General features: G+C 51.6%; 15 protein-coding genes. 2 read left to right on the top strand and 13 right to left on the bottom strand.

Annotated features, from left to right (window positions below; all coding sequences use genetic code 11):
• Window positions 1-99: 99 nt before the first annotated feature.
• From BM022_RS01505 to epsA, 13 genes are all read right to left on the bottom strand, one after another.
• On the bottom strand, window positions 100-1,581 hold the full coding sequence (locus BM022_RS01505; protein ID WP_091136169.1) for an O-antigen ligase family protein: 1,482 nt from the start codon (window positions 1,579-1,581) through the stop codon (window positions 100-102).
• Window positions 1,578-3,089, bottom strand: coding sequence for a lipopolysaccharide biosynthesis protein (locus BM022_RS01500; protein WP_091136167.1), 1,512 nt, complete (start codon window positions 3,087-3,089; stop codon window positions 1,578-1,580). The genes BM022_RS01505 and BM022_RS01500 overlap by 4 nt, the downstream gene beginning before the upstream one ends.
• Window positions 3,090-3,117: 28 nt before the next feature.
• The gene (locus tag BM022_RS01495; RefSeq protein ID WP_091136166.1) at window positions 3,118-4,107 is read right to left on the bottom strand and encodes a GDP-L-fucose synthase family protein; all 990 of its coding nucleotides are present in this window, start codon (window positions 4,105-4,107) and stop codon (window positions 3,118-3,120) included.
• 8 nt (window positions 4,108-4,115) lie between these two features.
• Window positions 4,116-5,246 carry a GDP-mannose 4,6-dehydratase gene (gene gmd / locus BM022_RS01490; protein ID WP_091136163.1) on the bottom strand — a complete coding sequence of 377 codons (1,131 nt, stop codon included), beginning with the start codon at window positions 5,244-5,246 and terminating at the stop codon, window positions 4,116-4,118.
• A complete protein-coding gene (gene epsI / locus BM022_RS01485; RefSeq protein ID WP_091136162.1) occupies window positions 5,233-5,910 on the bottom strand; it encodes an exosortase-associated protein EpsI, B-type in 678 nt (225 codons plus the stop codon). The genes gmd and epsI overlap by 14 nt, the downstream gene beginning before the upstream one ends.
• A gap of 4 nt (window positions 5,911-5,914) precedes the next feature.
• Window positions 5,915-6,835, bottom strand: a complete 921-nt coding sequence (gene xrtB, locus BM022_RS01480; RefSeq protein ID WP_091136160.1) for an exosortase B — start codon at window positions 6,833-6,835, stop codon at window positions 5,915-5,917.
• 105 nt (window positions 6,836-6,940) lie between these two features.
• Complete coding sequence (epsG, locus tag BM022_RS01475) at window positions 6,941-7,876, bottom strand: chain length determinant protein tyrosine kinase EpsG (RefSeq protein WP_091136159.1); 936 nt, start codon at window positions 7,874-7,876, stop codon at window positions 6,941-6,943.
• Window positions 7,877-7,889: 13 nt separating this feature from the next.
• Complete coding sequence (gene epsF / locus BM022_RS01470; RefSeq protein ID WP_091136156.1) at window positions 7,890-9,317, bottom strand: chain length determinant protein EpsF; 1,428 nt, start codon at window positions 9,315-9,317, stop codon at window positions 7,890-7,892.
• A gap of 16 nt (window positions 9,318-9,333) precedes the next feature.
• Window positions 9,334-10,131, bottom strand: coding sequence for a polysaccharide export protein EpsE (gene epsE, locus BM022_RS01465; RefSeq protein WP_091136153.1), 798 nt, complete (start codon window positions 10,129-10,131; stop codon window positions 9,334-9,336).
• A gap of 42 nt (window positions 10,132-10,173) precedes the next feature.
• Window positions 10,174-11,151, bottom strand: a complete 978-nt coding sequence (locus BM022_RS01460; protein WP_091136152.1) for an EpsD family peptidyl-prolyl cis-trans isomerase — start codon at window positions 11,149-11,151, stop codon at window positions 10,174-10,176.
• 221 nt (window positions 11,152-11,372) lie between these two features.
• On the bottom strand, window positions 11,373-12,662 hold the full coding sequence (epsL, locus tag BM022_RS01455; RefSeq protein ID WP_091136149.1) for an XrtB/PEP-CTERM-associated polysaccharide biosynthesis outer membrane protein EpsL: 1,290 nt from the start codon (window positions 12,660-12,662) through the stop codon (window positions 11,373-11,375).
• Between the two features lie 333 nt (window positions 12,663-12,995).
• Entirely contained in the window at window positions 12,996-14,339 is a 1,344-nt protein-coding gene (locus BM022_RS01450) for an undecaprenyl-phosphate glucose phosphotransferase (RefSeq protein WP_371264285.1), read from the bottom strand.
• 67 nt (window positions 14,340-14,406) lie between these two features.
• Window positions 14,407-15,195, bottom strand: coding sequence for an XrtB/PEP-CTERM-associated transcriptional regulator EpsA (gene epsA, locus BM022_RS01445; RefSeq protein ID WP_091136143.1), 789 nt, complete (start codon window positions 15,193-15,195; stop codon window positions 14,407-14,409).
• A gap of 1,354 nt (window positions 15,196-16,549) precedes the next feature.
• Between epsA and BM022_RS01440 the strand changes: the two genes are divergently transcribed.
• Complete coding sequence (locus tag BM022_RS01440; protein WP_091136142.1) at window positions 16,550-17,068, top strand: hypothetical protein; 519 nt, start codon at window positions 16,550-16,552, stop codon at window positions 17,066-17,068.
• A gap of 430 nt (window positions 17,069-17,498) precedes the next feature.
• Entirely contained in the window at window positions 17,499-18,515 is a 1,017-nt protein-coding gene (gene istA / locus BM022_RS01435) for an IS21 family transposase (RefSeq protein WP_091136538.1), read from the top strand.
• Window positions 18,516-18,622 lie beyond the last annotated feature (107 nt).

Genomic DNA, 18,622 nt, shown 5'->3' with positions numbered 1-18,622 from the left:
CTGGGGTGCCGCAACTCCAAACCGAAAAGAGAAAGCCAATGCGAACGTTACTTCCTTCAAATTGATTTCTTGTCGCGTCGCGCTTGTCACAAGGTGCGTTCATGTCACGTTCTTTCTAGCAGAGTATCCGTCCGAATAGCGTACCCAGCTCGTCCTAGGTCTGGGCTGTTCTAATTTACTTAACGTTGTTGAAAGCTGTTTTGGAGGTAGAAAACCAACGCAGGCTGCTAGTGCCAGCAAGTGGGCGAAAAAATCGGATGTAATGGCATTGGAGGAGGTAAAGGGAGCTTCGAGAAAACCTCTTAAGAACATTAGGCCCACGAGCGCGACAGATATTCCGCCGGATAAGGGTGCCGCCCGCACCGCATAGACGGCCAGCACTAATGAGTAAAAAAGCAGGCCTGCCAAGCCCAATATACCAGCACTACTCAACGACTGTAGAAGTTGATTATGGGCACTGGTGGCTGTCTTTATCCCTATCATAAATCGGTAATAATCCCCCCAGATTGAGGGCCCGTGCCCAAACCACGGACTGGCCAGGAACTCCTCCCAGGCTAAAAACCAAATCTTCGTGCGCCCTGTTAATGTTGTGAGTTGCCCACTTTTGGCCAAATCTAACCGGTTAACCCATCTTTCCGCCGAGTCGGCTCCAAGCCAGGTTACAGAAATTGCCGCAGCAAGTAAAAAGCAACTACAAGCTATGATTGCGATAAAAAGACCAGCACCTCTCCCCTTGGACGACTCAAGAAGCCGGCTACGATAACGATAAAGTGCGAGAAAAACTGCTATCACTAGAGCGGCGGCAATGGTGGTTTTTGATTGGGACAGAAAGAGCGAAATGAATGCGAGAGCCCAAGAAAAAAGGTTGATCAACCGCGAATCAAATGGGAAGCGCCAGAGGCAGATCATGAACACGACGGCCAGCGGTCCCAGGGTGTTAGCGTGCGTTGCTAGGCCGTAGTAGCGAATTGGAATGCCTAATATGCCGCCAGCGTATCCTTTATCGATAACCACCGTCGGAATTAGTATTGCGGCAACGGCGGAGCATGCGAAAAAAAACAGCAAAGTTGCTCGTACAAAAAGAAAGCATCGCTCCGGTTGGCTTTGAGCAACAAGGAATACGCTGAAATAAAGCAAGAACGCATAGAACGCTTTATGTTCAAGAGATGGAAAGGCGCCAAGGAACCCGTTGAGAATTTGATGTGTTAGAGCGAAGGCAACAAATGCCCAGAAAAGTAGCCAGCTATGGGTATGCGTCCATTCACGACGCGCAATGAAACGTACCAGGCGCTCAGCGCACAACAGCAGAATTCCCAGTGTAATGATACGATTGATCCAGAAGGAGGCGCCGATATCCTGAAGGGAAGCTTCACTTACCCCCATTCCGGCAGAGATAAATCGGCCAGTTGCGATCGGCGGTGCCATTATCGCTGCAACGATTCCCACAAAAAGTAGAGGGAGAGGCTCTTTACGAACACGGGTTCCTGCGTGCAGCATTAGCCCAAGCCCTAGAGTGGACGCTGCCGCCAGGGTTAAAGCCAGGCCGAGATAGATTGAATACCCGAAGATCTGTTCGATCATTTTTTTCGGTTTCTTAATAAATACCTAGCGATGGGCTTGGCCCAACGCGGCAACCGATCGTTGAATTGCGCAATGTAAGCGGCAAGCGGTGCATCTAAAAGTATAGAGGCAAGCAGAAAGAAACTTATCAGATACGCACTGACGCCCGTCCCGAGCATGAGAAGGAGTCGCGCTTGTGCATTAATATCAAGGTCAGCTATTCCCACCTTTAGAGCAACCGAAACAACCACCATAATCAGAGTAAGTAAAATTCCACCCCGTATGGCTCGAAGAAGAGACCACAGGGAGATTTTGATGACACTTCCAACCGCAAGAACCATGGTAATGCAGCGTGCGGCAAATAAGAAAGCTGCCACAACGGCTACCGTCTCAGCTGGCGAATTTGCTACAGCGTAGAGCACAGCCGACCATAAAAATACCATCGGAAGTTGCAGCCATAGCTCCAGTCTCGTGCGCCCCGAATTCCAGAGGATTGGCGTCGAGATGCCCCACACCAGCAAAAAAGGCATTACTAACGCGAAAGGCGTCAAAAATCGCGCAGCCTCAAGCCACGCGGGTCCGTAAAAGGCCGTTATAACAAATTCACTGCCAATTCCTACGATGACAAATAATGGAAAGCTAACCAAGGTAATTACCGAGAGCAAACGCAGAAAAACTTCCCGCAAAGCGTCGTGGTTATCCTGTAGCCTGGCGCACGCGGAAAAGACTACCGATTGAAGGTTTCCATATAGAGCAGAGGATGGTGAATTTACCAAATTAAATGCTGTGGTGTATAGGCCAACCGTGTAGGCTGGGAAGATTCTGCCTACCAATATCTTGTCCGCGCCGTTCAATACCCAGTTGACGAGATTGGTTCCCAGAACTGTCAAACCATAGCCCAGCATTTTTGCGCCATCAGGGATCCAGAATCGGAGAGTGAGCGGATGCCGAACCTGAAAATATAGAATAACAAGATTAACTCCTGATTGAATAAGCCAGGAAGCGACTAGTGATCCGCCGCCATATCCCGCAGCTGCTAACGGAATGCCCACACAGACATATCCAAGAAAGTAACTGGACAATTGTGCGATCTGTAATGATTTGTAATTAAGTTCTTTCTTTAATAGGTTGATCGAAACCGCAGTTACGGCATTGATCAGAATGACTAGGGAGAGCCAGCGAAATATATACTCCGCTTCGGGCTTGGCAAAAAAAGTTGCAAGTAGGCTGGCACTAAAAAAAATAGCACCGGATACCAAGAGCCCTAGAAAACACTGCCATGTCCAGACGAAACGTATATCATTCGCATTTACCGATTTCTTCTGGATTAGGGCATAAGCTAGACCGATATCAGAGAAGTATGTACTGATTCCGACGACGAGCACGCCGAGTGCGAAGAGCCCAAACTCAACCGGTCCCAAGATGCGCGCCAAGACCACTTGGGTTCCTAATTGGAGGATCATCCTCGCGATGGAACCCCCGGTACCCCAAAATAATGCTGTAAGACTCCGGCTGCCGAGATCTTTCATCGGCGGGTTCCCGCGGCCGGCTTGCAGCTCACTGGGCAGAAATAAGTGTGTCGACAAACTCCCGATATGCAACGGCCAGCCCCTGGGCCAATGGTGTGCGCGCACACCAGCCCATGCTATTGAGGCGAGTGGTATCCATCAGCTTTCTCGGGGTGCCGTCCGGTTTGCTGGTGTCGAAAACCAGTTCCCCCTTAAAACCAATGACCTTGCGAATCATTATAGCTAAATCGCGAATGGTAATGTCCTCGCCCACGCCAACGTTTACGAGCGGCGGCTCGAAATAGCCTGTCTGTGCTTCGTCACTACCGAGCAAACTGGCAAATTTCGACTCCGGCAGACTCATCAGATATATACATGCATCTGCCATATCATCGCTATAAACGAATTCGCGTCTCGGAGTCCCCGTGCCCCAGACGGAAACAACAGCGCTGCCGCTCACTTTAGCCTCGTGGAATTTGCGAATCAGCGCGGGAATGACGTGTGAATTTTCGGGATGATAGTTATCACCGGGGCCATATAGATTACTTGGCATCGCAGCCAGATATTGAGTACCGTATTGGCGATTGTAGCTCCAACACATTTCCACACCAGCTATCTTGGCTATCGCGTAAGGTCTATTAGTCGCTTCAAGCGGACCAGTGAGAAGATATTCCTCCCTCATCGGTTGAGGGGCAAGCTTAGGGTAAATGCAACTCGAACCTAGAAACATCAATCGCTTTACGCCGTGACGGTAAGCCTCGTGAATGATATTGGTCTGGATAGCGAGGTTGTCATGGATAAACTCGGCTGGGTAAGCGTTATTGGCGTAAATACCTCCGACCTTTGCAGCCGCCAAGAAAACATAGTCGGGCTTGTGTCGTGTAAAAAAGGTCTCGACGGCATGCTGATCGGTGAGGTCTAGTTCGTCATGTGTGCACGTTAAAAGATTGGTCCATCCTTTTGCTTTAAGGTTGCGCATGAGCGCCGATCCGACGAGGCCACGATGGCCAGCAACATATATTTTGCCGTTCTTATCCATTGCACCGCCTACTCGTGGTAATCGTAAGCTGCAAACCCGTGCTTCTTGACGAGTTCATCCCGTTTAGCGCTCTTAAGATCCTCACGCACCATCTCCCTGACGAGCTCGCTAAAACTGGTCGTTGGAACCCAACCCAATTTTTCTTTTGCCTTGGATGGATCTCCAAGAAGGGTTTCAACCTCTGTAGGACGAAAATAACGCGGATCGACACGGACAATAACGCCTGACGCTTGATTCCCCGGGTCTGAGCTAACCGTCCCGATTTCGTCGATACCTTCACCGCTCCAATTCATATGCATATCAAGCTCTTCGGCCGCTGCATTCACAAAGTCGCGCACGCTATATTGAACGCCAGTGGCAATAACAAAGTCCTCGGCTTGATCCTGTTGAAGCATCAGCCATTGCATCTCTACATAATCCCTCGCGTGTCCCCAGTCGCGTAACGCATCTAGATTACCGAGGTAGAGGCAATCCTGAAGACCCAGTTTGATTCGGGCAAGTGCGCGAGTAATCTTACGAGTTACGAACGTTTCGCCTCGAATGGGGCTCTCATGATTGAAGAGGATCCCGTTACAGGCATACAAGCCGTAGGCCTCTCGGTAGTTGACAGTAATCCAATAGCCGTAGAGCTTCGCCACTGCATAAGGGCTCCGCGGATAGAATGGTGTGGTTTCCCGTTGAGGAACTTGTTGCACTAGTCCATATAGTTCTGATGTGCTGGCCTGGTAAAAACGCGTTTTATGCTCCAAACCGAGAATTCGGATTGCTTCGAGTATACGCAACGTGCCTATGCCATCCGCATTCGCCGTATATTCAGGTGTATCGAAGCTCACCGCAACGTGGCTCATCGCTGCCAAATTATATATTTCGTCTGGTTGCACCTGTTGAATGATGCGGATTAGATTGGTCGAATCGGTCAAATCGCCATAATGAAGAACGAAATTACGCTCTGAGACATGCGGGTCCTGATAAAGGTGGTCGATTCGGTCAGTATTGAAAAGCGACGTGCGCCGCTTGATGCCATGGACAACATATCCTTTCTTCAGCAGAAATTGGGCAAGGTAAGCACCATCCTGCCCAGTAATGCCCGTTATAAGTGCGGTTTTTCTTTCTGATTTAGTCGAGTTAGAGGTTGCCATTTAACTTTTGTCTATATGTGGGTGCTAGTGCTCGCAGCATCTGATCAGCGAATTGCGCCTGCATTGTGAATGCGTGAGGTGATTCAGGGTCTATGGAGGAAATCCTGATCAGCATGCCATCAGGAATTTGTCCGTTCAGGCCATACCCAATCTCGACAAGCTTCTTCTCGATCCCACCGCGGAACACCTGATCGCCCACTGTCGTCCAATATGTAACCGGTTCGTTCCGCTGACCGAGGTTGGTTTGTATGCGTGTTACTGGAATTATTCCGTTTTCCGTAAGTACAGTTCCCTTTTCTTTGCCTTTCAGCGAAAAACCCTGTGCTGGGTAGCAAACTTCGGGGTAGTGCAATTGCATGGCATCTCGTTGGTCATCTCCGTAGGCTATCGCGAGCATGATTCGATAGCCGGAAGGGTTTACGTAGGTACGGCTGAGTGTTTGGGTATAGATCTTGTCGATCAGCTCCTGCTGCTGCGGGTCGACCATTGCTACTGTATTTTCCTTTTCTGCGCGCCAATCGCCAAAGGCGCGAGGAATTATTGTCTCGAGGTCAATTGCAGGCGCATGTGCAGCGATCTTGTGTGTGGGGCGCAAAGCCAGGGCGAGCCCCGAGGCCGCAAGCATAAGAACGAGAAGAATAAGGTTTTTAGCCCAGACTTTCATGGTCTTAGGCGCCGCGGCTGATAGGCCGACCTTGATAACGCAACCGGATACCCAGTTGCAGGAGCGAATCTACCCCGATAATCAAAAGCAACGCACTGAGGAAAAGTACCATGCCCGCAAAGCCGTGGAGAAATCCTTGTCCGGCCTCGTCGCCGAAATGGTAGGTGATCAACGTCAACACGATTACGCGAATGACGTTTGCAGTAAAGGATATTGGCACGATCAGGATTGCCAGTGCGATATTGCGCAAGACAGAGTCGTGTCGCACTATGTTGAGGTAGAGCAAGCCCAGCGCTTCCAGCGTGAAAAGTGTATGCAAACCCGCGCATGCATCTGCAACCAGGAGCTTATACTGCCCGATTTGCAGGATAACGCCGGTTCGAGCGATCGGGTAGTCAAACCAGAAAAGTATGTTCTCGGCTACATAAGAAACCGCCATCTTCATCGGCATCGTCAATAAATCGACCAACGGACCGGGCAGTGGAATCATGAAAAGCATGAAGAAAAGCGGGAACCACTGTGCTTTAAGAGCGCGTGGACCTCGGATGAGTAGCAGTATTCCGGAAAACAGCCAAACGACCGACCCAATCTCAAAAAGCAGAATATCCTGGGAACGGCCGATGACATAAAGTAGCAGAGCGAAGATAAAGACCGACCATCCGGCGACGGTCGCGCCCGCCTGACCATCGCTCGAGCGCACCATGTCCGGCCATTTCCGGTAAATAAGCCAGCAGGCGATGCCCAGTACAATGGGACCGTGCGCTTGCTGATCGGTACTCCAGACACCTCGGAACAAGTCCACCAGACTCGGTAAGTAAAGCACAACCAACCCGGCAGCGATGGGCAACCAGACGAGTAGCTGCCTGCGCCATCCTTCCGATGGGGCCGCGCTTCTGTTGAATGTAGTCGGTGTATTGATACTCATATTTCAACCAACCGTAACAGGACCTGTTCAAGTGAGAGGCACCCCAAGCCGGAGGTGGGCGTAATTGACTCTGCCGCACGCTCTTAATCCCGAGCGTATCGACCTTTAGTTAAAATCGTTCAATACCGAACCCACGAGTGTCGTGCGGGTTTGCTCAAGACTGCGAGTCAGGCTACCGAGGTCGGTTGCGGAGCTGCGATTCTTGCGGGCGAGTATGAGAGCCGCCGACGTGCCGACAGCGATCGTCAGGGCCTCAGCGTAATTGCTGGCGGCCGGGGTATCGATAATAACGATGTCAAATTCCTGGACGAGCGTCTGTAACAGATCGGCAAAAATAGGGCGGCCTATCAGCTCTTGCGGATTGGGAGGTACCGCCCCCGCCGGCAATACAGAAAGTCCAGGAAGTGGAGGAATTCGCACAATCGCCTCTGTACCGTTTCGACCCGCCAGCATGCCTGACAGACCCCCGCCCTGCCCCAGCTTGAATAACCTATGCTGGCGTGGGTTTCGTAGATCAGCATCGATGAGCAGAGTGCGCTCCCCCAGTTGCGAGAATACGATTGCAAGATTTGCTGCGATAAAGCTCCGCCCTTCGTTCTTGCCCGGACTAACAATGGCAAGCGCGTTGCGCCGCGTCTCGGCATTGAACCAGCGCAACATCAGCTGACCGCGCAGCGCACGTAGCTTCTCCACCACTGGGCTGAAGGGTTCATAAGCGGACACCAGATCATGGCTCAGGCTGGTGTCGCTTTGCGGAAGATAAAGATAGTCGAACTGACGCGAAAGAGCGAAGCGGATGTCCTCTTCCGTGAGCAATCCCAGTTTGATTCCGACATCCCCAAATCGCTTATCCTGCTCTGTTTGCAACCGCAGGATACGTTCCGCGTTTTCCGCGGACAGGCGCCCGCTATCAACGAGAATAGTTCCGATTGAGCTATGACTGCCAGCGCCAGCGGGCGTCTTGCCGTAGATATGGGGCTCCGCGGAGGCCGCAGCGGGATGCCGTTTTATACTCGAGAAAGTACCTGTAACTGGTTTCATAATTTTATTCCGCTCAGTGTTCGGTGACTTCCGTGCCTATCGCCCGCATGGGTAGTCGGCGATGAAAAAGCTTGCGCGTAGGTTTACGGGGGGCAGTTCGTCCGGCAGATGAAATGGTGGCAAGTACCGGAAGCTCGATTACTTCGATCAAATCCTCCACAGAGCGTACACGACGATTGAGAAGTTCAAGCATCAACGCAATACCTACTCCGAGCAGTGGACCGAGGAACAGCGAGATCAGCATATTGAGCAAAATTCGGGGGCGCGAATGTTCTGTTGGGATTGAAGCCGGATTTAATACCGAGATATTCGTTTGAACCGCGAGGCTCTCGAGCCTAGTTTGAGCAAACCGCTGGCTCACGGCCTCAAAGTTACGCTGGGCGACCTCAACGTCACGCTGCAATACGCTAATCTGGTCGCGCTGCTTGTTCAGTTCAAGTACGTGCTTTTTTTGCCTTTCGATCGCTTCTCGCAGATCTTCCTCTTTATGTTTGCCCACTGCGTAGGAAGTACTGATGCTATTGTGGATGTGCCGCGTCTCGCTAGCCAGTCTGTTCCTAAGTGACGCGAGTTCCGACTGTGTCCGCTGTGTCTGCGGATGGTTTTTGCCGAGATTGACGCTGCTTTCCTGAAGCTTCGCCTCAATGCGCGCGATATCCGATTTCAGGCTATTGATTAAGGGGTTTTGCATTACCTCAGCCAGTGTCGCCGGATCCTCTGCGGATCTACGTTTGCTGCTGCTGTCGGAGGTTTGTCCTTGAACGACGGTAAGCTGTGTTGATAGCTCGTTGAGCTTCGCCACTTCGTAGTCAAGTCGCTCATCGGTAGCGACAATACCAGTTTCCTGCTGATAGGAAGACAGTGCCTGCCGTGCTTTTTCAAGCTTGTCCCGGAGAGCTTTGGTCTGATCGTCAAACCAGCCCGAGTGTTGACGTGCCGGCTCGACTTTGAGCTCGAGGTTAACGTCTATATATGCCTGCGCAAAGGTATTGGCCACGACGGCAGCAAAGCTCTGGTCTGAACCGCTGAACTCGATGTTAATGACATTACTATCGCGTGACGGCTTAACATAAAGCTTCTTCTTCAACAGCTCAGCAAGCCACACTACAATATCGCCTTCACCTTCAGTTGCTTCAATCCACTGCTCGCGGATAGCCGGGCTTTCATCCATACGCAACAGTTTGACGACGCGGTGGGCCACGCGGTCGCTGTTTATGATATCGATTTGCGTTGCCATATATCCTGGAGTCAGCGATCCGGGCAGCACCATGCCTACAAGAGGATCTGGCGACTTAACGTCGACCACCACCGCTGTATAGGCCGTGTATTCCTTTGGCAGAACCAGGCTTACTACCAGGGTCGTACTCGCGATCAGAAGCAACGTAAGAAGCACTACCTTATAGCGCGCCTGAAGGATACGTAGAAATTGTGAGAGAGTCATGAATTCCTAGGTGATATTAGAAAATACTTTCCCGCACGTAAATGATGTCGTTTGGCTGTACCGTATCGGTCATCTCGGGCGAAAGTTTCTCGACCACACCATCGGCATTCTTGCGGTGAAGGCGCAACCGCCATTCACTACCTCGAACCGTGTGCCCGCCGCCCTGGGCCAGAGCCTGCATAATAGTCATCCCGCGTTCGATACGATAAGCACCGGGGCGCTGAGCTTCACCATAGATATAAAAAACGGGTGCACGGTGGACGTAGATTACGTCTCCGCCAGAGAGAATGATATCCTGTTCCGACTTCTCCCCAAGGTAGAGTCCGGGAATATCGATAACCTGGCGAAAGGGCTTCCCATCTCGTAGGCCTATGACAATGGCCGAGTCATCCCCCGTCGGGGTGGCTCCTCCGGCCATCGCCAACATGTCACTGACACGACTGAGGGTTTCAAGCGGAAATCGCCCCGGACGGCTAACCTGGCCGAGTACGCTCACCTGATTCCCGCGCATTTGCAGTACGATGATATTGACCTGTGGTTGCCGAACGAAACCGCCGTTCTTGAGCGCGGCAGCAATCTTTTTTTCTGCAGCGGTGATAGGCAGGCCACCGACTTCAACGTTGCCTATCAGGGGATAAGTTATTAACCCGGTCTCGGACACCCGCGTTTCCGTAGTGAGATCAGGGTTCTGAAAAACCTGAATGCGCAGCACATCCCCCGGCCCGAGCGGATAATCATGATTGGTTTCCGCAAAGACCGTCGTCGCGAACAGGGTAAAGAAAAGAGCGAGTATCCGCATCAAAACTTGAGTCATGGATGTCAAATTTCCTTTATAGATTATAATAGTTGGATAGTTTCACTTTAAACCGGCCACACCTCTCTCGACCACGACACCGGCACCGGCCGCGTTCGATGTTGTTATACCCGGATCCTTTGCCTCAGGCACGATCGGCTTGGCCGCGGTCTGTGGCTTGCTATCGTCCGCGAACTCCCCCATGTAGGTGATTTTTGCATTGGTCTTCAGGGTCTTGAGTTCCTGCTTAGCCGTTTCGGCGGCGCGCTGGTTACCGAGGAACTGCTGAATACGGGGCAATGCAGCCTCTTCCGATACCGGGGCCGATTGTGCTCCAGCCAGCCTCATCACCGTAACCGTCTGAGGGCCCTCCAGAATAAGGCTCTGTCCGGTTTTAAGCGGATGTATCTTCGGCAACAGCTCAAGCGGAATCTGTTCAGCTGATCGCGTAGCGGTACCGGCAGCAAACTTTATACCCTTACCCTTAAGCCAGTTGGCAATCTCTTCCATTGACTTACCGGCGTCGACCATTCCGCGCAACTCAACAGCAACTCCGGCCGCTGCCGGCAATACGAGTTCCTGGATGTTATAGATCCGGCGCTCCGCAAAAAGCGGAGGGTTTTCGGCGTAATATTTTTTTGCTTCTTCAATAGTTGGCTTAGGCGCACCCGCAGTGATCTGCTCGACGTAAGCTCGGGCGAGAATCTCGCGGCGCGCATTCTCAAGAGCAAGAAGCACTTCCGGTGAACGATCAAGTTTTTTTTCAATTGCTTTCTCGACTGCAAGCTCCTGATCCACCAGGCGATCGAGAACCTCGCGGCGGACCTTGGGCGCCATTTCGGGACTCACCGCACCAGCTCCGGGAGTCCGCGTCAACACATAGTTGAGCTGGTGAACCGAAATTTCGCCCGAATTGACTTTAGCAGCGATCTGGGTGGCGGGTTTTGGCTTTTCGGCGTCTTTGTTACCGCAACCGGCGATCGCTAGCGCAACCGATGGAACGAGTATTATAGAAATTATATTGTTACCGATGATCCGCATTTATGCCTTCGATTATGTGAAATTATGTGTTAGACGCTCCGTCCCTAGCAAAGCTGCCTTTCCCCGTTTTGTGATATACACGAGATAATAAATGTCGTCAATGAACCGGTTGGCTGACTCAGCTTGATAAAAAATAACCGGTTTTTGCGGCGTCTATACAGCACATATCACCTTTAGTTTTTCGCTTGTTTTCCCGTTCATCCAGTTGTCCCGACTAAGCGCTAAAAATTGAGTCTTGCCGAAACGCTCGCCGATGAGGCGTCGAAATCGAAGCCTCTATGGTCGGACGAACGGTGGTCTCTCTGCAGGGCACCGCTTAGAAACACCGCCCGCAGCGGCTGCCAGTCCAGTGCGATCAGTCCCGAGTGCTGGGTATCGGTACGACTTCCGCCGGGTACCATCTCGACTGCTCCCAGATAATCGCGCAAGCTATAGTCGTAACGCAGGCGCAACGCAACCTTTTCCGTTATCTGCCATACAGGCGCAAAGAACACGCGGTTTGCAGACGCGAAGCTAGCAGAAAACGGGTCGAAAAAAGGGGAATTCTGAAATTGCCCCGGTGCAACCTGAAAGTTGAAGAGATCGCGCGCCCAGCCCGCCGTTATGCGCGTCTGGCCGGTAACAGCCCAGTTAAGGTTGAAATTACCGACAAAGCCATCAAAATCCCGCTGCGGGAAGTGAGCATGATGGCGCGCGAAATGCCCGACGCGTGCGTCGATCGACGTCTTTCCAGTAACCGGCCACATAAGCCGTAACTCATGCTCTCGCTCGTCAAACTGATTGTCGAAAAGCTGAGCGGGAAGGGGTTGGTCTCTTTTATAGAATTCTCCATACCCCTGTCTGACCTTATAGGTAAGCGAACTCCCCGAAGGGAAGGCATAACGGAGTCCGCCCTCTACGGAGAGAACCGTGTTATCGAAATCCTGCACAGTCAGCCGGCTATTCGTACGCACGTCATAGCTTACTCCCCCAATAAGGCGCCATGCGCCATCAAGCTCCAAAACGGCGTCAAAACGAGCATTATTATCGGTACGTAAATTGCGGTTGGTGGAGTTAGCGAAGCCTGTAAGATCAGCAAAGTTGTTGAGCGCCTCCCGGTGGTTCCCCGTTAATTTGCCATATAAATAGGGGGTAACATACCAATGCCAGGTAGCCGTGCCGTTTTTCCCCAGAAAGTTGAGGTAATCAAAATTGTGGTAGCGATTGTCGACGAGACTGCCATTGACCTCGAAACGCTGCATTGAATAATGCTTGTTCACACTTAGCGCACCCGTCGTAGTAATTATGAGATCGGACGTAGTATCTCTTCCCGTAAACAACAATGGAGGAACAGTGGGTGAGAGCCGAAACACATTACTATCGTAAAGAAAAGTTGTGCCCCCCGTCAGGTTGAATGTGTCCCCAGCATCAGCCACAGCATATTGGGCGAACAGCGACAGGCATACGAGAGCAGCGATTCCAAGCCAACGGCGACTAAAATAGGAGCCATTCAGCAGCAATGTTATTTTCATTATGTATTTTCAGTTCCCCGCGCGCCGGTGTCACAACGGTATCACCTCATAACCTTTTTGAACAATAGTTCTTACGGGCCATCACGAGTCGCGGGACCCTCTTGTCCGGCCTTATTCCCGCTGCTCTCGCGTCCACTCGCTTGGCAAGTTCTATATCGTAACCGGGATTGTAGCCCGCGTCCTGCCATCTTTGACAAAGTTTTACCAAACAGTACTGCACGCTCATTTGTGGCTCAGTCGTCGCCGTGTCCGCACGTGTTCATCCACCCAGGGACACGCTTATGACTCCCACTTTTGCGAAAGTGCCCCGCCAACATCTTGTTCAGGAATTCATCAATAAGCCGCTCTATCCCGCAACACGATCAGGACGGTTTTTACGATAATATGCAAATCGAGGCGCAATGACCAGTTGCGCAAATAATCGAGGTCATGATCGATACGCGCCTGCATTTTGTCCAGCGTGCGCGTTTCGCCCCGGTAACCGTTGACCTGAGCCCAGCCGGTTATTCCCGGTTTGACCTTGTGGCGAATCATGTAGCCCTTTATCAGGTTACGGTAGATCTCATTGTGCGCCACGGCATGAGGCCTTGGCCCGACGATGCTCATGCAGCCCTGAAGGACGTTCACAAACTGAGGCAACTCATCCAATGAATTTTTTCGCAGAAAAGCCCCGATGCGTGTTACCCGATTGTCATCCTTCTGCGCTTGACGGATCGTGTCGCCATCCTCGCATACTCGCATCGATCGAAACTTGTAGACAAGGATCTCTTCTCCATCAAGACCGTAGCGCCGCTGCTTGAAAATAACAGGACCGGGCGAATCGAATTTTACAGCGAGGGCGATGAGAAACAGAAGTGGGGAGATCAAAGTCAGGATGAGCAGTGATAGAACAATATCGCTCGCCCGCTTGATCAGCCCATTTGAGCCAGTAAAGGGCGATTCGCAAACGGAAATGACGGGGGTACCGCAAACGGTTCCGCTCCGTCCCTGAATAAGGTCGGTAATGAACATGTCGGGTACAAAATAGATCGAGGCCGTCGTGTCTTTCAGCTCGTCAAGCACATGGAGAATACGTGGCTGGGAGGCCATGGGCAATGACAGATAAATGTACTGTATTCGGTTTTCCTTTACGAAATAGGGAAGTTCGCGCAACCGTCCCAGCAATTGCCCATGCGCGGTCTCATATAATCTGCTTGGATTCCGATCGTCGAAATAGCCAGATAACTCGATCTTGGAATAGCGTGTCTCCTGGATGCGGCTTGCGAGCGCGACCCCCTGTTCATTCATGCCCACGATGATCGCGCGCTGTGGCGGGCCTTGGAGCATCAGCAGGAAAGGCGCAGCAGTGCGTAGTGCCAAGTGTGCGCCGATCTGGCTCAAGGGCGCGACCCAAAGCCATGTCGTTAAGGTTTGGCTGGAAAATTCGGCAATATATCCTGTCGCAAAACCAAGAAACAGCAGTAGCAATACGACCCAAAACCAACTGTACAAGACATCGAAGATTACTCCCCTGATGCTGGATTGCAGACGCGAGGTGCCTGGGAAAGTAATCGAGAACACGATAACTGCCAGAATCAGGTAGGGTGGAAGCAGTACTCCTTCAATGCTCGCGCTAACCGCCCATAGCGACAGCGTAAGAGCGGCGGGATCGAGGATAGCCTCGACGGCGCTCAACATGTTGTTGCCGAGCGGCGCTTTCGAATGGCCAGAGGGAACCGTGGAAGCGGAAAATGTCGGATTTGCTTCAGCCATGACTCGGACTCCGCTCTATCTTGGAAACAGCTTGCATCCGGTTATACACGTCGAGCTTCCTGAAAATTTGATGCAAGTGATTTTTCACGGTATATGAACTTATGCACAGGATGCTTCCGATCTCGGCGTTGGTTTTTCCCTTCCTTACCCAATCCATGATTTCCGCTTCGCGCTCACTCAGTCTAAAGTCTTCACAGCCTCGTGAACTGGGCAGATATGGTACCTGAAAAGAAGAACTCGGCAGAGGTGCAACCCGACGCAAGGCAGAATCAAGATAGGGCAGCAGAATCTCTATTGTGCTGAGTGTCGCATCGTTGAGTTTGTCTTGCGAGCTGAACATTACATAAAGACATTCGTCACGCCCCCGTTTATCGCTGATGCCGTGCAAGCCGTATGAACGCATGCCATGCAAGGCCCTGCCAAATGAGCATTGCAGGGCATTATACTCAGGAAGAATACCGATTTCATCGACACTCGATATCAATGGCGTTCTTCCTACGTCAACCCAACGATTATAGAGCCCACGGACCAAGGGAGAAAGACCAGCCGGTTCGGAATGCGCTGTTCTGACTCCTGGTAATGCAGAGACAATATCGTATCGTATAACGTCGGAGCTAAAATCCCCCCAAGCAACCAGCATGATTTCATGCGGCAGATAGTGCTGCATTTCTCCCTGAAGCCATTTCAACAGGTCAAAATGCCGGCGCACAGCAACTCCTTCCTGAATGATACGAAAGTAGCGCTGAAGATGATCTGAGGAAAGTGATGAGAACGGGCCCATTGATTCAAATGTCACTTAAAAGATAGCTTGAACAGCAAAACAGTAAATTGACAGTCGCCTAAACCAGGCCCCGGGAGGTACAAACCGTACCCAACACCGCTGCCTCATACGGACCCTCACGACAACCGGCACGGTTAACGGTGTTCACTCACCGTTCTAGATATGCGTATGTGACGAGATCTCACGTTAATACCGGAAGTCCACTTATCGAGCCTTAGTCTGAGTAAATTGCCCCAATGGCCTAATGATTACAAAGCATCTACACTTATTGCTCTTCCCCCGATGCACCGGATATGCAATATGGGAAGTTTCTACCCGGGCTGTGCAGATGTTGGACGTGTAATAACGTATCATGTGCTAGTTTACCGATGTACTAACGTATCATGCGGTTGTTACAACTTAATTTCATATACTGAATAGCGGGCACCGTTGGATCTGCCATAACTCCTGTAACTCCTGCATACCTAGTGGGGGGGATTCAACGTGGCTGTATCGGGTTTAAACTCGCTACGCGCCTAAGCTGCTACAAGCATTTCAACCTTGATCTGCTGGTCTGGTTTTTATTTTTTTAGATTGTTCCCAAGAGTATTGGCTTCCCCCAAGACGCTAGTCTGTACGTTACCTAACACAAACCGCCAAAAATTCTGAATTGGGAACTTCGGCTAGCGCGGGAAAGTTTGGCAAGCGTATTTAACCTGCTTTCAGGAGGATTAAGCGGGAGCGCTGGACGACAAGAAAAGATTGCCGACGGCTAAAATTTAAAATCGCGTTCGGTCTACCAATCCCCCTATCCGCGCACGAGGGGTTAGCAGCGGATGTACTCAACGTACTGGAGAATGACGCAAGATAGATGGCTCATGAGGGAAGGGGGCAGTTAAACTTACTTCGGCACCCATGTGCCTTACGAAGTTTGGGAACATGACAAATGGGAGGTGAACCGTACGCACCACGGATCGCCTCGTCGCTGAAGGGAGATGGCGTCACCAGGAACGTAAGTGACAAACGGCCGGGCAGTCGATGCACCACGACCCTTAAGCTGGGTACGACCATTGGTAATAACAAGCACTTCGGGTGGCTGATGAGGGCTATAGTTAACAACCATATTTGATGCGGGTTTTAGGGATGGCGTAAGTATCAGATGTGGGTGCCTCATAATTTTCCTAATTGTGGTTGCATCACCGTAGGCCTAATGTCTTAATTTCTGCTCTGTACACAAAGAAAGTAAACAAAGAGCGTGTTGGGACTGAAACCCGTTACGTGTTATAAACCTCAACTATTCTCCTATAGTGATAATAAGAAGACAGTTTCCGCTCCCGCACTTATGGTGGAAGGATTCTGAACAAACGAGGTGATTATGAAAATCCTGCAAGTAGCTGCAAAGAGAGTGGGTATTGCAGTAAGCATACTCTCAATCCAAGCTTTTTGGTTATTAGGCACCGACGCATTCGCACAGCAAGCCTCACAGGTACTTGTAACCGATGGAAAAACAAACCCGGTTAACGTTCACAGTACAGTGAATATTAGCGTGACCCCGTATCAGGTCGAGCAATCTATTGCAGACTTGTCAACCTGTGCACCTCAATGTGTTTTACGTTATGCAGAAGTACCGAAGGGACAGCGGTTGGTTATTACGCACGTTTCTGCCCAATTAAGTCCCACAATACCCGTTGTGATTTTGGAAGGAGGTAACGGAACACTATTCGTGACGAAGCCTTACAAAGCCGCCCGTCACTTGAGTGCTCAAACCACCTTTTACTACGAAGCTGGGCAAACTCCTTCTGCGCGGATGTATGTCCCTGATACTAGCGATGATACTATCGGTCATACTAGTTTGGTTGTAACTCTCATTGGGCACTTAATTCCATTACAATGAGGGTACACCTCGTGTCGGCTGTGGCCGCCCATTTCGGCTAAAGAAGCCCTCACTGGGATCCTGACGTACTCCATCCGTGCGCTGCGGCTCCGTATTCATCTTCAGGAAAACCTCGTCCAAGGCTGTATCCCTCAGTCTGTACATTGCTGGATTCAAAGCGATGTGGAACCGCGTACAAGTGAAATGGGCAGAGTCAGGCGGAGAGCGTTTCACCCTTCACGACATTCGAGCCAAGGCACTGACCGATGCTAAAAGGCTAGGACTCGACGCTCAAGCGCTGGCCGGTCATACGTCATGGCCACAACCGACCACTGCATAAAAATGAAAGAATTCCGAAAAGTAACTGTTAGCGCCGCTGTAATACTGACCCACTGAGCCGGAGTAAAACTGACCCACCTGGGCGAATATGGTGGCTTTTTGGCTGCCGATTATGTTGACTCAGGAGGAAGCAGTGGAAATCAAGGTATTGATGCGGCGAGGTGCTGGAATTCGCGAGATGGCGCGTGAGCTGAGGTGCTCGCGCAATACGGTCCGGCGTTATCTACGGGAGGCGGGCGCCGGGCGGTATGGACCGAGGCTGGCGCGCCCGACCAAGCTTGATCCGTACAAGGATTATTTGCTGGAACGGATCGATGCCGCACGGCCGCACTGGATTCCGGCGGTAGTGTTGCTTCGAGAGATAAAAGAGCGTGGCTATCCTGGCGGTATAACGCAGCTTAAGGAATTTCTTAAGCTCCATCGGCAGACAAAATTGGAGCCGGTGGTTCGATTCGAGACGGCGCCCGGCAAACAGATGCAGGTCGACTTCACTCACATTCGCCGCGGTCGCGATCCCTTATTGGCATTTGTCGCCACATTGGGTTACAGCCGGGCCAGCTGGGTTTGCTTTACCAGCAATGAACGTGCCGATACGCTGTGCGCCTGTCTTGAGCGGGCATTTGGATATTTTGGTGGCGTTCCCGAGCATGTCTTGTTTGATAATGCCGGAACAGTTGTGATCGAGCGGGATGCCTATGGAGAAGGCCGGCACCGCTGGCATGGCCAGATGCTGGCATTGGCCGACACCTATGGCTTTACCCCGCGCTTATGCCGTCCCTACCGAGCCAAGACCAAGGGCAAGGTTGAACGTTTCAACGGTTATCTGAAGGGCAGCTTCTGTGTGCCCCTGGCCGCGACGCTGCGCCAGGCGGGACTGCGCCTGGATGTAGAAGCGGCCAACGCGCATGTTGGGCGTTGGTTAACGGAAGTGGCCAACACCCGCCTACATGGCACCACGGGAGAGCGCCCAGACCGGCGCATGACTCTGGAACGCCATGCTCTGCTGCCATTGCCCGAGCCCGGCCGGACCATTGCCCCTGTTAGCCCAAGGCATTTGCAGCCAATACCCGTTGAGAGCCTGCAACATCCCTTGTCGGTCTATAACGCATTGCTGGAGGCTCGGGCATGAACCTGCAGCAGGAACGAATTGCCATGTTGTGTAACGTACTCAAGCTTGATCGTATCGGAAGCGAATGGCCAGCCATCGCACAATGGGCTGCGGCTCAGGATAACAGC

It is taken from the genome of Nitrosospira sp. Nsp14 (genome assembly GCF_900113575.1).
GTDB lineage: Bacteria > Pseudomonadota > Gammaproteobacteria > Burkholderiales > Nitrosomonadaceae > Nitrosospira.
This window is presented reverse-complemented; position numbering and strand designations above follow the sequence as displayed.